Source organism: Paractinoplanes brasiliensis, assembly GCF_004362215.1.
Lineage (GTDB): Bacteria > Actinomycetota > Actinomycetes > Mycobacteriales > Micromonosporaceae > Actinoplanes > Actinoplanes brasiliensis.
The window spans coordinates 198,470-212,782 of the sequence record NZ_SNWR01000001.1; the positions used below are offsets into that span (position 1 = coordinate 198,470).

A 14,313-nucleotide genomic window follows, 5' to 3' on the forward strand; every position below is an offset into this window, starting at 1 on the left:
CCATGGTCCGCAAACTGCTCTCGAAACCCCTGACCTGGATCGTCGTCGCGCTGGTGGGCGCCGGAGGGCTCTACTGGTTCCAGCCGTGGCGGCTGTTCACCGACACGACCGTGGCCGACACGCTGGCTGTGGTGGCGAGCGCTGCGCCGCCCTCCGAGCAGCCGGCCTCCGAGCAGCCGGCCCCCGTACGGGCTGCCGTTGTGCTCGCGCGGGGAAGCTTCGTCACCCACGAGCACGACACCAGCGGCTCGGCCCGGATCGTGCGCAACGCCGACGGCAGCCACCAGCTGGAGCTGATCGATCTCGACACCTCCGACGGGCCGGACCTGCGGGTGTGGTTGTCCGATCAGCCCGTACGCACGGGTTCCGGCGGGTGGCACGTGTTCGACGACGGCGCGTACGCGGAAGTGGGGAAGTTGAAGGGCAACCACGGCAACCAGGTCTACCGTCTGCCGGCCGGCATCGACCCGGGCGACTTCCGCAGCGTCAGCATCTGGTGCAAACGGTTCTCGGTGTCGTTCGGCGCTGCCGCTCTGGCGTGAACGTCACTCCGGGTCGCGCGAGGCGGGCCGGACAGGGCATAGTGGCGCGCGGCTTCATCGACCGGTGTGGCTGTCCCACGAGAAGGTGGTTCCGACGTGACGCGCTTACGAGCGGCCGCAGTGCTCACGCTGATCGGGGCGTCGCTCGTGGCGCCGGCAACGCCCGCGGCGGCGGCCCCGGCGCCCGTACGCATCCTGAGCGTGTCCGCCGAGAACGTGAAGCCGGGCGACAAGGTCCGGGTGCGGTTCCGCGTCACGAACACCGGGCAGCGGGCCGAGACGGCGATCGTGGTGGTCGGCGGCGGACTGGAGTGCGCGAGCGGATGCCGCGCCGAGCCCAGCCTGGGCGGCGGTGCGAGCAAGGACTTCTCGGCGACGGTGGTGGCGCCCAAGGCACATCCGGGTGAGATCACCGGGCTCAACATCTCGATCGGCGTGCGGCTGGGCGGGCAGAACCACTTCGACTTCAAGATGGTGTACGTCCACGGCCCGGGGGCGTCGGCGCCGGGCACGGAGAAACCGAAGTCCGAGGTGGACCGCGTGTCCGGCCGGGTCCGTGACGCCGACGGGAAGGCGGTCGGCGGGGTCTCGCTGACCGTCCGGGACAGCGCGGGGCACGAATACCGGACGACGACCGACCGGAAGGGCCGGTTCTCGATCACGTCGACCGCTGCCAAGCCGATCGCCGACGGCCGGATCACCGTGGTGGCGAGCATGGACGGCTATCGCGAGGCTCGCAAGACCGTACGGGCTGCCGCCGGCGACAAGGCGAGCGTGCAGCTGGTGCTGGCCGCCGTGGCCGCGCCTGCCACCGCAACGGCGTCGCCCCTGGCCGTAGCGGAAGAGACCGCGGAGCCCGAGACGAGTGCGGCCGCGGCGCCGCCTGCTCTCCAGACCGTCAGCGACGAGGGCAACGGTCCGCTGCTGTTCATGATTCTGGGCGGGCTGCTGGTCGCGGCGGGCGTGGCCGCGCTCCTGCGAGTGGTGGTGCGCCGGCGGTCCACCCCGTCGTCCCCGAGTGACGCCCCCACCGCGGTGCTGCACCTGGGCCACGCGGCCGACCGGTACGGGAACCGGGGCCGCTGACCGGGTGCAATGCAAATCCTGCAACTCCTTGTCTTGATATCGACGCATGCCTATCGTCCGGTGGTAAGCGCTTTCCTGTCGTGGGGAGGGCGGCGCGACGCATCCCCGACATGGAAGCGAGACAAGGATGAAACGATCAGTCGCCCTGCGATGGTCGGCGGCAGCCGCCACCGCGCTCACCGCCGCCGCGATCATGCTGACGCTGCCCGCCACGCAGGCCCTGGCGGCCGACAACCTGAGCCTCAACGGCGGCGCCGACGGCTCGAGCAAGGCCGGCGGCACCAGCTACGGCAACGTCAAGGACGGCAACACCGGCACCTACTGGTCACCATCCGGCTCGACCGGTTACGTGTCGGTCAAGTGGGGCAGCGCCACCACGGTCTCGTCGGCCGTCATCCGGCAGGCCTCCGGCGGCGGCTCGATCAGCGCCTGGCGCCTGCTCAACGCCGACACCGGGGCCGTGCTGAGCAGCGGCAGCGGCAGCCCGAGCACCATCTCGTTCGCCTCCACCGCGCTGAAGAAGCTCACGTTCGACATCACCAGCGCGTCCGGCGCGCCGCGGATCGCCGAGTTCGAGACGTACGGCAGCGGCGGCACGACGCCGACCACCGGTCCCACCACGCCCACCCCCACGCCGACCTCGCCGGGCGGCTCCGGCGGCACTCCGACCGGCGCGTGGCCGTCCTCGGCGGGTTCGGTGAGCATCTCCGGCACGGTCAACGTCTCGGGCACCTTCGACGGCGGCATGAAGACGTACTGCTGCATCGGCGACGGCTCGCAGAGCGAGTCCCAGGACCCCATGTTCAAGATCGCCAACGGTGGCACGCTGCAGAACGTCATCCTCGGCTCCCCCGCCGGCGACGGCGTGCACTGCGAGGGGACGTGCACGATCCGCAACGTGTGGTGGAACGACATCGGCGAGGACGCCGCCACCTTCAAGGGCACCGGCGGCGGCACCAGTTACGTCATCGGCGGCGGCGCCCGCAACGGCAGCGACAAGACGTTCCAGCACAACGGCAACGGCACCGTCAACATCTCCGGCTTCTACCTGAGCGGCTCGGGCAAGCTGTACCGCGCCTGCGGCAACTGCTCCAGCTCGTACACCCGGCACGTGCGGATCGACAACGTGCTGCTGAACGACATCGACATGGTGGCCGGCATCAACTCCAACTGGGGCGACACCGCCACCATCACCCGGGTCACCCTGAGCAACGCCTCGAACGCCACGGTCTGCGGCAAGTATCAGGGCGTCGCCAAGGGCAGCGAACCCAAGTACCTGGGCGCCGGCTGGAACGACAGCAACTGCAAGGTGAGCCAGAGCGACATCACGTACCGATAGCAACGAGCCGTGTCACGGGAGGGGCACCCGTCCCTCCCGTCCGGCCGTCGGCAGGGCCGAAGGACCCCCTTGGACATCGGTGTGCATCGATGTAAAGTGGGAGCGCTCCCAGCTTGCATCCCCACAAGAAACGAGGAGCTGGACATGTCGAGAAATCGTTGGCGCCCGGCCGGGCTGCTCGTCCTGGTGCTGTCGGCGCTCCTGCTGACCTCGGTCCCCGCGGCCGGCAAACCCCACACCCGCGCGGCGCCCCTGGCCGAGCTCACCGTGGTGTCCGAACAGGTCGCCTCCGGCCTGCGCCGCCCCATCGGGATCACCGGGCTGCCCGACGGCCGGATGCTGATCGCCGAGAAGGACGGGACCGTACGCTCGTACCATCCCGACACCGGCCTGGCCCCCGAGCCGGTGCTCGACCTCTCGGCCCGCATCGACACCTCGGACAACGAACGCGGCCTGCTCGGCATCACCCCAGCGCCGAACTTCACGCGTACGGGAATGCTCTACGTGGCCTACACGAGCCTGCCGGACGGCGCGCTGACCCTGGCCCGCCTGCCCCTCAACGCCTCCGAGCGGCTGCAGGTCCTGCTCACCCAGGAACACTCCGAGTACGGCAACCACAACGGTGGCCAGGTCGCGTTCGGACGTGAGGGCTACCTCTACTGGTCGCTCGGCGACGGCGGCCACGCCAACGACCCGTTCAAGTCCGGTCAGGATCTCGGCACGCTGCTCGGCAAGATCGTACGGATCGACGTGAACCGCGCCTGCGGGGCGAGGCCATACTGCGTGCCGACCGACAACCCGTTCGTCCGCACGCCCGGCGCGCGACCGGAGATCTGGGTCTACGGGCTGCGCAACCCGTGGCGGTTCTCGATCGACCCGGCCGACAACTCGCTGTGGATCGGCGACGTCGGCCAGGGCCTGATCGAGGAGGTCAACCACATCCGCCCGGCGCAGCGCGGCGCCAACCTCGGCTGGTCGTGCCGTGAGGGCACCCCGGTCTTCGACGAGCAGCAGTGCCGGCCGGGCGTGAAGTACACCGACCCGGTCTTCGAGTACGAGCACTTCATGACCGAGGGCTGCTCGGTGATCGGCGGCTTCGTGTACCGCGGTTCCCGCACCCCCGAGGCCCGGGGCACGTACATCGCCAGTGATTACTGCAACACTGCCGCTTTCGCCGTACGCCCGAAGCCCGGCGGCGGCTACGAATCGGCCACGATCGGCAACTTCCCCACCCAGCCGACCGCGTTCGGCGTCGACGTCCAGGGCGAGCTGTACGTGCTCAGCGACTACCCGGGGTGGCTGAACCGCGTACGCATCGAGCACGTCCCACCCGCCACGGCTCGATGACGGCCTTGCCGCGCACGTGCCGTCCGGCCTGAAGCCCGACCGCGGCGTGGATCTCCCGCACGGGGGACCACGCCGCGACCGGCACCCGGAGCCGGCTGCTTCACTCCCCCGAGGACGGGCGACGCCGTCGCCGGCCGGTCAGTGCAAGCGCCGCGCCGGCCGCGACAAGCAACCCGCCGCCCACCGCGAGCGCGACCACCGGGGCGCCGGTGACGGGCAGGCCGCCGCCGGAGCCGCCGTTGTCGTCACCGTCGGCCGGGCCGGTCACGCCGGTTGTGGTGGTGACGGCCGTGGCGGCGAACACCTGGGCCGTCCGGCCGGGAGCCAGTGAGACCGCCGGGGCGACGACGCGATAGTCGCGGGTGCCGGCGAACGGCGTGGCGAGGGCGTACGTGCCGTCCTTGCGGGCCTTCGTAGTCGCGACCGTCCGCCACTCGGCGGTGGCCCCCGTACGCTCCTGCAGCCGCAGCTCGCGGCCGGCGTCGTCCTCCTCGTACGTCGGGCACGGCCCCGGGTCGCACAGCCGGTTGAGCTTGACCGCCTTGCCGGTCACCGTCACCGTGCCGCCGATCGTGGCCCGGCGCGGAATCGTCACGGTCAGCCGGTTTCCCTGGACCGACCGGTTGGCGCCGGTGTAGCCGTACCAGCCGTTCGGCGTGGTGCGCAGGCCGACGTTGACCGGGGCCTGGCGCGGCGGCACGACGAACGAGGTCGCGGTGGTCGGCGGGGCAAGGTCTTCGTACTCGTTGAACTCGAACAACGAGGCCACCGGGATGTAGCGGAACGGGCCGGTGGTGTCCAGCGGGTCGCCCGGGTTCCGGTCGGTGAGTGTGCCCGGCCGCCACGTCATGAGGATCGACCCGTCCTCGCGCGGCGCCACGCCGACGATGCGCGGCGCCGGGTCGCGGTCGGTGTCGAAGACCGGGGAGAACGCCGGCTCGCTGATCTCGGCGCCGTCCGCGTCGATCGCCACCACGCGCACGCGGTAATCGTTGTCGTAGAGACCCTGCCACAGCAACGCCCGGTCGGGCCGGTCGGCCTCGACGATTTTCGGCTCCACGTTCATGACGGGGCCGTCGCGGAGCGGCACGAGGGTCAGCCGGTTACGCGCCGGAACACTCTCGTCCCAGGTGATCTCCACGTCGGTGTGCTCGGTGGAGGTCCACGCCACGCGGACGTCAGTGGGCGCGGCCACCGCGGGGGCGAACGCCGCGGGCAGCCCGGCGGCGGCAGGGGTCAGGGCCAGCACGGCCGCCAAGTTCACGATCACCCGCGGGAGCCTAGCGCCCGGCGGGCCACGGCGGGGCCCCGGTCCGTACCGGCGCGATTCGGCTCAGGTCCGGCGCGGAGCGGTCGATAGCCAGGCATGGCCGTCGCATCACCCTTCACCGGCACGGCACCGCCGTGCCCACCGGCGTACACGGTGCTGGGTACCTTGGGCCAGGGGCGCCAGGGCACGGTCTACCGGGTCGAGCGCGACGGCGCCGAGTACGCGTTGAAGGTCCTCGGCCGCGAGGAGGAGACCGGCACGACCCTTGAGACCGTACGGCGGGAGGCCGCGAAGCTGGCGACAGTCCGCTGCCCCGGCGTGCCCCGGGTGTACGACGTCGGGTCGGACGAGGGCCGCCCGTACCTGGTCATGGAGGTGGTGGAGGGGCGCCCGCTCAGCGACGCGCTGCGTACAGGGCCGATGCCGCAGGACATGTTGCTGCGGACCGCCATCGGCGCCGCGATCGCCCTGGCTGCGGTGCACCGCAGCCATCTGCTGCACGGCGACGTCAAACCCAGCAACATCATCCTCGGTGCGGACGGCATCGTCCGGCTCATCGACTTCTCGCTGGGCGCCCAGCTGTCCGCCGCCGACGACGACGGCCGGGTCGCCGGCAGCGCGCTCTACAGCTCGCCCGAGCAGAGCGGGATGCTGGACCGGGCGCTGGACGCCCGCGCCGACCTCTACTCGCTGGGCGCGGTGCTGTACGAGGCCGCCACCGGAACCCCACCGTTCACCGCGTCCGATCTCGGGCAGCTGCTCCGGCAGCACGCGCTGGCGCCGGTGCCCGACCTGCGGCAGGCCGCCCCGCATCTGCCGGCCGCGTTCACCCGGATCGTCGAGCGGCTGCTCGCCAAGGAACCGGACGATCGGCACCAGAGCGCCGCCGAGCTGCTGGCCGACCTGCGCGAGGCGGCCGGGATCGAGGCCGCGCCACCGGTACGCGACGAGGTCCCGCTGATCGGCCGGGACGCCGAGCTGGAAACCCTGCGGGACAGCTGGACGCGTGCGCAGCACGGCCGGGGCGGCCTGGTCATGGTGACCGGGGTCTCCGGCGCCGGCAAGAGCCACCTGGTCCGCGAGCTGGCGCACAGCCTGCCGGCCGGGCGGCTCGTGCTGCACGGCGCGGGCGCGCACGGGACGAAGCAGCCCCTGGCGCCGCTGCGTGCGGCCGTCGACGAGCACCTTCGCGAGCTGGCCCGGCTCCCGCGCGACGAGGCGGAAGCTGCCGTACGGGTGCTGCGGGCGGCGGCCGCCGACACGGCCGACATCATCGGCCACCTGTCCGACGGGCTCAGGAGCCTGCTGGGCACGCCCGCGTCCACCGGCGCCGCCGTCGACGAGACCCGTTACACCGCCGCCGTGGCCGGTTTCCTGCTCGAACTGGCCCGTCGCAGCCACGGCCTGCTGCTGCACCTCGACGACCTGCAGTGGTACGACCATTCCACCGTACGGGTCCTGGAGCACCTTGCCGCCGAGGCCGACCGGGCCCCGCTGCTCGTCGTCCTCACCGTCCGCTCGGAGGAGACCGATGCCGAGCCGGTGGCCGCCGTCCGGGACATGCTGGGCGAGCAGCCGGTCACCGTGGCGCTGCCACCGCTGGCGGTCGCGGCGACCGCGGCGCTGGTCACCGCGGTCAACGGCGGGCTGGCGATCACCGACCGGCTCGCCGCGCAGCTGGCGGCCCGCAGCGGCGGCAACCCGTTCATCCTCACCGAGTACGTCCGGGCGATCATCGACGCCGGCGTCGCGACCGTCAGCTGGGGCCGATGGCAGGTCGACGCCGCCGTGCTCGACGCCCTCACGCTCCCCCAGGACGTCTCCGACCTGGTCCGGCAGCGCGTCGACGCGCTGGACGCGGCGAACCGGCACGTGCTCGGGATCGCCGCCACCGCCGGTATCCGGTTCCGGGCCGAGGTGCTGGCCGCCGCGGGGGACCTCCCGCACCGTTCCGTCGTCGCCCTGCTCGCCGACGCGACCCGGCTCGGCCTGGTCGAGCAACAGGACCAGGGCGCGTACGGGTTCCTGCACGAACGCATCCGCGAGGCCTTGCTGGAGCAGTTCGACGACGTGACCCGGCAGAGCCTGCACGACCGCATCGCCGACGTGCTGGACCGGGGCGTCCCGGCGGACGCGGCGGCCGTGTACGCGCTCGCCCACCACCGGATGAGCGGCACCCCCGGGCACGACGCGGCCGCCACCTTCACCGCGTGCCGGGCGGCCGGCGAACTGGCCCTGGCCGAGTGGGCGCCGGAGACGGCCGTGGCGTTGCTGGAGCACGCCGCGGCGGTCGCCGACGAGGCCGGCCTGCCGGCCGATGACAGCTTCGGCGAGTTGCTCGCCATGGGCTACCACCTGTCGGCCCGGCTGGACGAAGCCGTTGCCGCGCTGAACGGCGCATTGCGCCAGGCGACCGATCCCCTCCGGCGTGCGCACCTGCTGCACCTGCTGAGCCTGGTGCACCAGTCCGCCTGGGACAGCGAGCGCCAGATCAGCGCGGGCGAGCAGGCGCTGGCCGAGCTCGGGCGGCCCCTGCCCCGCCGCGGCGCCGGCCGGGCGGTCTCCTCCGCCGGCTACTTCCTGCTGAGCCGGCTGATCCGGATCACCGGCATCGGCAGCACCCGGGATCCGCGCAAACGCGAGCGTTACCTGATGCAGTGCGCCATCTACGAGAGCCTGGGCTCGGCGTACATCCGGGAGCTGCAGCCGGCCAAATCCGTGATCTTCGCCTTGCGCGCGCCCTACCTCGCCGGCCGCACCGGCCTGTCCGTGGAGGGTGTGCGCGCGATGACGGCGGTCGCGTTGCTGCTGGAGTTCAACGGGCTCAGTGGGCCGGCGCGCCGGGTGTCGTCCCGGGTGCGACGCGACGCCGCCGCGCTCGGCGACCAGTCGTTGATCGCCTACGTCGCCTGGAGCCGGGCCATCGCCCTGCACGGCAGCGGCCGCGACGACGGCACGCAAGTGATCCGGATGCTGGAGGAACAGGACCACCGGCTCGACTTCGGCCTGGCGCTCGACGCGTACGCGGTCCTGTCCTGGGACTGGTTGCTGCGCGGTGACATGGTGGCCGCGGAGGCCGGGCTCGACCGGGCCCGGCGGCTGGCCGTGGCGAGCGGGCAGAGCAGCCGCAGCGCCGTGGTGGCGGCCGACGCGTGCCTGCTCGCGCTGCGCGGACGCGCGGGTGAGGCGGCGCTGAAACTCAACACGATCGCCCAGGGCGAGATCCCGCTGCACCAATGGGTCGACGTCCTCATCGGCCGCGTGCAGACGGCCATCGAGCGCGGCGACTTCGGCGAGGACTTCGAGCGGGCGATGGCGGAGTTCGACGCGTACGGGCTCACGCCCCGGGACCTGCTGCCCGCTCAGCACACCTTCTACTGCCTGCGGGCCTACGCCGAGCTGGAACGGTGCCGGACGGTTGCCGACGAGGACCGGCCGGCGCAGCTGATCGCCACGCGGGCGGCCCTGGAGACCCTGGGCAAGGTCGCCCGCCGGCCGATCCTGCGCGCGTATCACCGGGTCGGCCAGGCCGCGCTGGCCGTGCTCACCGGCGCCCCGGAAGAGGCGCTCAAGCGGCTCGCGAAGGCCGCTGCCGACGTACGGGCCGTGGACGCGCCGCTGCTCGAGTACGAAGCGGCACGGGTGCAGGCGTACGCCCTGGCGGCCCTGCGGCTGCCCCAGCACGCCGTCCGGCAGGCCGGTTTCGCCGCGACCGTGGCGCACTTCCAGGGCTGGCCGCACCGCATCCAGCGGCTCATGGCCGAGTTCGGCTTCGCGGCGTCGGCCGAGGAGACCACCGTACGCTCCGGCGCCGCCCGATACCGTGACGCCCAGCGCCAGTCCGCGCTGCAACAGGTCAGCCTGGCCGCGGCGCGAGTGCTCGACCCGGCCCAGCTGGTGCGGATCGCCCTGGACGAGGTGATCCGCATCCTCGGCGCCGAACGCGCGTTCCTGCTTCTGGAAGGCGAGACCGCGGCCGGCCTGGGAACCCATGTCGGCCGGGACGCGTACAGCCAGGATCTGGCCGAGGCGCACGGCTACAGCACCCACATCGTCGACCAGGTCCGCACCCGGCGGCGGGCCGTCGTCGTGACCGGAACCGACCGCGGCGAGGTGACCCGCTCCGACAGCATGATCGAGTACGGCCTGCGCAGCATCGTGGCGGCGCCCGTCGTGCTCGACGACCGGCTGCTCGGCGTGGTCTACCTGGACAGCCGGCTCGCCAAGGGCGTCTTCACCGAGGGCGACCTGGAACTGCTGAGCGCGGTCGGCCACCAGATCGCGATCTCGCTCGAGACCTCCCGGGCGGCGCAGCTGGAGGTGGCGGTGGCCACCGCACAGCACCAGCGCGACCTGGCCGAACTGCTGCGCAAGGCCATGACGTCGTTCGCCGCGACGCTGGACCCTGAGGACGTGCTGGACCGGCTGATGGCCGCGGTACGCCAGAGCGGGGCCACCGATCGCCCGTGCCTGATCACCGCGACCGAGGACGCCTCCGCGGTGACGGTGCGCTACCAGGCCGGCGAGGAGGTCCGGCGGCTGCGGGTCGAGGGTGTGCCGGACGAGATGGCGGCGTTGCTGCGGCACGTCGACCCGGCGCCCCCGGAGCACGGTCCGGCGGCCTCCGCCCTGCAGCGGATCCGCGCGGCGGTGGCCGAACGTGGCATGTCACCGTCCGGCAGTCGCCGGCTCCTCCCCCTGACGGTTCGCGACGGCCAGCTCGGCCTGCTCGTGCTCGGCAACACCGCGCCCTCCGGCGGCACCGCCGACCCGCAGGTCATCGCGACGCTGGCCGGCCAGGCGATGACCGCGTACGAGAACGCCCGGCTGTTCGCCCAGGTGCACCACATGGCCGCCGTCGACAGCCTGACCGGCCTGGCCAACCGGCGTTCCTTCTTCGACCGGGCCCGGCAGGAGTTCGCCACCGCCGGCGACCGCCACGAGGGCGCGGTGCTGATGATCGACGTCGACCACTTCAAGAGGATCAACGACGGGTACGGCCACCACGTCGGCGACGAGGTGCTGCGCGAGGTGGCCGCACGGCTGCGGGCCGGTTGCCGTCCCACCGATCTCGTGGCCCGCTACGGCGGCGAGGAGTTCGTCGTCCTGCTGCCCGACCGGGGCGAGCAGGCCGCCGCCGTCGCCGAACGGATCCGCCGCGAGGTGGCCGGCGCGCCGATCGCCACCTCGGCCGGCCCGGTGCCGGTGACCGTCAGCGTGGGCGCCACCGCCACAGCGGGCGCCACCGCCGTCGACACCGCCCTGACCCGCGCCGACGCCTGCCTCTACGAAGCCAAACACGCCGGCCGCAACCGCGTCGTGGTCGCCGAACCCGGCCGGCCACAGTAGACAAGCACCTCCCGGCGTGACGAGCGCCCGACCGGCACCGGCGTGCCTGGACACGCAGGCGGCGGCTTCCGGCACGAATTCTCACGCCGGCCGCTGCGGTGCCGATGTCACAAGAGATGGATCGGGAGCCGTGGAGGAGCAGCAAGGTGACACGAGCGTGGGAGCGGGCCGGCCCGGACCGCCGGATCCGCTTCGCTGTGACGGCCGCCACCGTGGCGGTCGTGGCCGAGGTCGCGCTGACAGCCGCCGGTCTGGTCGCCGGGTTGCCACCGTTGCTGGTATGGCTGCCCGCCGTCGCCGGTGTGGTGATGGCCGCTCAGGCCTGCCTGTTCGCGGCCGCGGACACGCACGGCGCCTTGCGCAGGTTCTGGCGGCGCCTGGCGGCGGGCCTGGCCGTCATCGCCCTGGCGGGATGCAGCCAGGCGGTCGACGTGGCGACGGCGCCGCAGGGCGTGCTGCCCCCGATGAGCCAGCGCACCCTCCTCACCTACGTCGCCGCCGTCCTGGTGCTCGCGCTGGCGGTCCTGCGGCTGCCCACCGGCAGCCGGCACTGGCGGCACCGGCTCACCGAGGCCCAGGACATCGCGATCGTCATGGTCGCCGCCGCGGTGGCGGCGGCACAGTACCTGCGATCCTTCACCGATGTCAGCTCCGGTGTGCCGGCCTCGTGGCTGAACCTGGGCATGCTGGCCATCGGCGCCGCCGGGCTGATAGCGGTCGTCAAGTCGATGGTCGCCGGCCACGGCCTCCTGGCCCGTCCCGTGCTCTGGTACGGGGCCGCGGCCGGCGCGCTCGGACCGCTGTCCGTGCCGATGATGTCGGTGCTGAAGCCCTGGCCGCACCTCAACGGCAGCGCGGTCGTGCTGCCCGCCGCCGGGTTGCTGTTCTGCCTGGCCGTACGGGAGCAGATCAGGGCGGCCCCGGCTCCACGGCGTTCCTCCGGCAACTTGGCGAAGGTGGGGGTCCGGCGCGACTCGTACGTGCCGCTGGTGGCCACCACGCTGACCACCGGCCTGCTGCTGACGGTCTACCTGCGCACGGGTGACCTGCCGCCGATCCTGCTGGGCGGCGCCGCCGTGCTGATGATGATGGTCGTGGCCCGCCAGGCCGTCGCGCTGTCCGGTCAGGCCGCCCTGCTCGGCCGGCTCGCTCACCAGGCGTCGCACGACACCCTCACGGGGCTGCCGAACCGGCGCGCCTTCACCGCGGCGATCGAGGACCGGGTCGCCGACGGCGAGGACCTGACCGTGCTGTTGCTGGACATCAACGCGTTCGGCGCGATCAACGACGGGCTGGGCGCGGCCTCGGGCGACGCGCTGCTGCGGGCGTACGGGGAAAGGTTGCTCGCCACCGCGGGCGCCGGCGCCCTTGTCGCCCGGCTCGGCAGCGACGAGTTCGGTCTGCTGGCGCCGGCCGGACGCGCGGGCACGCTGCCGGAGCAGGTGCTGACGGCGACGCGCCTGCCGCTGGAGATCAACGGCCATGACCTGCTGATGGAGACGGCCATCGGCGTGGCCACCGCCGCGGCCCCGCAGACCGGCGACGTCTTCCGCCGCGCCGAGGTGGCCCTGCGAGCCGCCTCCGCCGCCGGCGGGCACCGCGTGGTCTGCTACGACACGCTGCTCGACCAGCAGTCCGGCACCCACGCCCGGCTCGCCGCCGAGCTGCGCCACGCCCTCGACGACGGCGAGTTCCACCTGCTCTACCAGCCCATCATCGACCTCGGCAGCGGGCACGTGACCAGCGTCGAGTCGCTGATCCGCTGGCAACGGGCGGACGGCCGGGTCGTCTCGCCGGCCGACTTCATCCCCGTCGCCGAGGAGACCGGCCTGATCGTCGAACTCGGCGCCTGGGTGATCGACACGGCCTCCGCGCAGGCCGCCGACTGGCACGACCGGCACGGCCCGCACGCGCCGAAGGTCGCGGTCAACGTCTCCGCCCGGCAGCTGCTCGATCCCGCCCTGCCGCGCACCGTCGCGGCCGCCCTCGCGCGGCACTCGCTGCCGCCGCACCGGCTCACCGTGGAGCTCACCGAGACCGCGGTCTTCGGCGGCGGCCCGGCCCTGGCCACGGTGCGGGCGCTGGCCGAGCTCGGTGTCGCCATCGCGCTGGACGACTTCGGCACCGGCCACTCCTCGCTCAGCCTGCTGCGCACCTGCCCGGTGGACGTGCTGAAGGTGGACAAGTCCTTCATCGACGGGCTCAACGGCGCGCCCGAGCAGGAGGCGATCGCGGTCGCGCTGTCCGGCATCGCCACCTCGCTGCACCTGCGCACCGTCGCCGAAGGTGTCGAGACCGCCGCGCAGGCCGACCGGCTGCGCGACCTGGGATACCACCACGCGCAGGGCTTCCACTTCTCCCGCCCGATCCCCGCGGACGCCGTCGACGCGCTGCTACCGGCCGCCGAACCCGCCGCGCTGCGCTGACTTCACGTTCGAGCCTCGCCCGATGCCGGGCCACTGGGCGGCAGAACGATCGTGGCCGCGCCGCTGACGCTCGCAGGCCGCCCCGGTTGACTTGTCGCAAGCTTTGTCGCAGGATGATGAGACAAAGCTTGCGACAAGCGGGGAGGCCGCCATGGTTCGTCCTACGGAACTCGAGACAGCCCGCCTGTGGCTGGCCGGGCGCGGCCTGACCGACGTCACGCCGGCACCGATGCTGGCCGCCCGCCTGACCGTCCGGCGACGCGCGCGGCTGGCCGCCGCCATCCTGCCGGCCGCGTTCCTCATCGCCACCGCCCTCGTCTACGTCTCGGCCCTGCCGTTGCGTTCCACCGGCGGCGGGCTCGGCACGCAACAACGGTGGGGGCTGGTGGCGCTGACCGCCCTGGTGGCCGCCCTGGTGCTGGGACTGTCCCTGCTGGACCGCTGGGTGCGCCGGGTCGATCAGCGGGCCGGCGCCGAGTTGCCGCGACGAGCGGCCCACACCGTACGGCCCGGCTGGCGAACCGTGCTCGGTGTGCCCCGGGCCGCGTTCCTCGCGGTCACCTACACGGGCGCGGCCGTGCTCGCCATCGCGGCCTTGATCACGCGGGACGGCGCCGCCCGGTACGCGGCGGTGATCCTGCTCATCGGCTTGGGCGGGGTCGCCGCGGGCACGGCCGTCCAACTGCGCCACGTGCTCACGCACCCGGTGGTGGCCGACGACGAGAGCTCGCTGAAGGCCGACTTCCTCATGCGCGTCGAGGACGCCCACGCCGTGGCCCTGCCGACCGTGGTGTGGTCGCTGCCGGTCGTGTCGGTCTTCGACACCGGCCTCGACCCGTGGAACACGGGCTGGCTGGTCTTCATCGTCCTGAGCGTCATCGCGCTCGCCCTGATCACAGCCCGCGACGCGCGGAGCGCCCTGGCCGCCCAGCGCCCCGGCGCCCGGTGAGACGC

8 protein-coding genes are annotated in these 14,313 nt (G+C 73.0%); 7 read left to right on the plus strand and 1 reads right to left on the minus strand.

Annotated elements, in window-relative coordinates:
• Nucleotides 1–2 precede the first annotated feature (2 nt).
• The 4 genes from C8E87_RS00760 to C8E87_RS00775 all read left to right on the plus strand — a co-directional run bounded on the left by C8E87_RS00760 (nucleotide 3) and on the right by C8E87_RS00775 (nucleotide 4,314).
• A complete protein-coding gene (locus C8E87_RS00760; protein WP_133871274.1) occupies nucleotides 3–542 on the plus strand; it encodes a DM13 domain-containing protein in 540 nt (179 codons plus the stop codon).
• Between the two features lie 96 nt (nucleotides 543–638).
• A complete protein-coding gene (locus tag C8E87_RS00765) occupies nucleotides 639–1,628 on the plus strand; it encodes a carboxypeptidase-like regulatory domain-containing protein (protein WP_239080632.1) in 990 nt (329 codons plus the stop codon).
• A 127-nt stretch (nucleotides 1,629–1,755) separates the two neighbouring features.
• Entirely contained in the window at nucleotides 1,756–2,967 is a 1,212-nt protein-coding gene (locus C8E87_RS00770) for a pectate lyase (protein WP_133871275.1), read from the plus strand.
• A gap of 144 nt (nucleotides 2,968–3,111) precedes the next feature.
• On the plus strand, nucleotides 3,112–4,314 hold the full coding sequence (locus tag C8E87_RS00775; protein WP_133871276.1) for a PQQ-dependent sugar dehydrogenase: 1,203 nt from the start codon (nucleotides 3,112–3,114) through the stop codon (nucleotides 4,312–4,314).
• A gap of 100 nt (nucleotides 4,315–4,414) precedes the next feature.
• On the opposite strand, the gene C8E87_RS00785 is transcribed toward C8E87_RS00775, so the two are convergent.
• Complete coding sequence (locus tag C8E87_RS00785) at nucleotides 4,415–5,584, minus strand: hypothetical protein (protein ID WP_133871277.1); 1,170 nt, start codon at nucleotides 5,582–5,584, stop codon at nucleotides 4,415–4,417.
• A gap of 96 nt (nucleotides 5,585–5,680) precedes the next feature.
• Here C8E87_RS00785 and C8E87_RS00790 point away from each other — a divergent pair, with 96 nt between their 5' ends.
• From C8E87_RS00790 to C8E87_RS00800, 3 genes are all read left to right on the plus strand, one after another.
• Nucleotides 5,681–10,933: a diguanylate cyclase domain-containing protein gene (locus C8E87_RS00790; RefSeq protein WP_133871278.1), complete on the plus strand. Its 5,253-nt coding sequence runs from the start codon at nucleotides 5,681–5,683 to the stop codon at nucleotides 10,931–10,933.
• 146 nt (nucleotides 10,934–11,079) lie between these two features.
• On the plus strand, nucleotides 11,080–13,359 hold the full coding sequence (locus tag C8E87_RS00795; RefSeq protein WP_239080631.1) for a putative bifunctional diguanylate cyclase/phosphodiesterase: 2,280 nt from the start codon (nucleotides 11,080–11,082) through the stop codon (nucleotides 13,357–13,359).
• Between the two features lie 151 nt (nucleotides 13,360–13,510).
• Nucleotides 13,511–14,308 carry a hypothetical protein gene (locus C8E87_RS00800; protein ID WP_133871280.1) on the plus strand — a complete coding sequence of 266 codons (798 nt, stop codon included), beginning with the start codon at nucleotides 13,511–13,513 and terminating at the stop codon, nucleotides 14,306–14,308.
• The last annotated feature ends 5 nt before the right edge of the window (nucleotides 14,309–14,313 follow it).

Coding starts and splice junctions, on each gene's coding strand:
- C8E87_RS00760 (WP_133871274.1), top strand. CDS start 3: ATGGTCCGCAAACTGCTCTCGAAACCCCTGACCTGGATCGTCGTCGCG.
- C8E87_RS00770 (WP_133871275.1), top strand. CDS start 1,756: ATGAAACGATCAGTCGCCCTGCGATGGTCGGCGGCAGCCGCCACCGCG.
- C8E87_RS00775 (WP_133871276.1), top strand. CDS start 3,112: ATGTCGAGAAATCGTTGGCGCCCGGCCGGGCTGCTCGTCCTGGTGCTG.
- C8E87_RS00790 (WP_133871278.1), top strand. CDS start 5,681: ATGGCCGTCGCATCACCCTTCACCGGCACGGCACCGCCGTGCCCACCG.
- C8E87_RS00800 (WP_133871280.1), top strand. CDS start 13,511: ATGGTTCGTCCTACGGAACTCGAGACAGCCCGCCTGTGGCTGGCCGGG.